This window comes from Polynucleobacter sp. MWH-Jannik1A5, assembly GCF_018881795.1.
Classification (GTDB): Bacteria; Pseudomonadota; Gammaproteobacteria; order Burkholderiales; family Burkholderiaceae; genus Polynucleobacter.
On record NZ_JACVPQ010000010.1, the window covers coordinates 1 to 1,431 of the forward strand.

1 protein-coding gene is annotated in these 1,431 nt (G+C 51.2%); it reads left to right on the plus strand.

Annotated elements, in window-relative coordinates:
• Positions 1 to 1,431, plus strand: a 1,431-nt coding sequence (locus ICN23_RS09700; RefSeq protein ID WP_370624786.1) for a beta strand repeat-containing protein, incomplete at both ends; no start/stop codon positions are given.

Below are 1,431 nucleotides of genomic sequence, written 5' to 3' on the forward strand. Positions count from 1 at the left end.
GCAATTAACTTCGGTGGTGTAGTAGGGGGCTCTAGTGTTCTGTCATCACTCACACTGACAACGACTCACGCAACTGGCATCACCCTCAGTGGCAACATCACCACCACTGGCGCTCAGGCTTATAACGGTAATGTTCTCTTGGCAGGTGCAAATATTAGTCTGTCCACGACTAATAGCGATGTCACGATTACTGGTGCAATTGAAGGTGGATCCGCATCCGTCAGCATGGTTCTGCAGTTCTTGGGTGGTGGAGCATATATCTATAACGGCACTTCCTACACAGCAGGTAGCGGCTCACAACCAGCCGGAATTACCGTTTCTTATAGTGGTGGTGCGTATTCTTGGACTCCATCGGTATCTACTACAGCCAATATATTAGTAGTTGGCGGCGGTGGCGGTGGTGGCTATGACGGTGCCGGCGGTGGCGGCGGTGGCGGTGTTATCTATACAACCTATGCTGTTTCATCTGGCTCTGCCATCTCTGTTACTGTTGGCGGCGGCGGCCTCTACTCAGGCTCAACTGGTAGTCAAGCATCTAATGGCGGATCCTCTGTATTTGGAACATTTACTGCACTTGGTGGCGGTGGCGCTGGTTCTAAACAAGCTAATGGTGCTGCTGGTGCATCTGGCGGCGGCGGTGGTCATAACAACTCAGCCTCTGGTCAAACTGGTGGTGCTGGTTCATATGCAACGGATGGTTTAAGTTACACCTACGGTAATGCAGGCGGCGTTTCATATTTGAGCGCTGGCGGTGGCGGTGGTGGTGCAGGCACAGCCGGTGGTAATGCGACTTCAGTATTGGCTGGTGCTGGAGGTCAAGGTTACTATTCAGATATTAGTGGCACATATGATTACTACGGCAGTGGCGGCGGTGGCGGTACACATGGATTGTCACTGGGCGGCGTAGGTGGTACTAACGCAGGTAGTGGCGCTGCAGCAAGTAACGTTGGTGCTACTACGCCTGTTGTTAATCGGGGCGGTGGCGGCGGCGGTAGTGGAAACTTAGGCGGCTCCCCACCAACACCAACATCTGGTGCTAGCGGTATTGTGATTGTGAACGCAAGTTCTACCGGTACTGGCTTAACTATTAGTACAGGTTCAGGTTCTATTACCCTGGGATCGACTATTGGCGCATCTAATGCGCTTTCATCAGTTAGTTTGACTTCAACTACCGGCATTAATTTAGGTGGTAACGTTTTGACCGTAGGTGCGCAAACTTATACGGGACCAGTAGTGCTGACTAATGCCGTAACAGCAAATACAACCAATAGCACAGTAGGCTTCTCATCAACGGTAAATAGTAGTAGTTCAAATAATCGTGCACTTACCATCTCTTCTGGCTCCGGTAACGTGACCTTCACTGGTGTAGTAGGTGGCGCTACCAACGGTGCATTAGGTGCCTTGACTGTAAACAGCACTGGTACAACTACC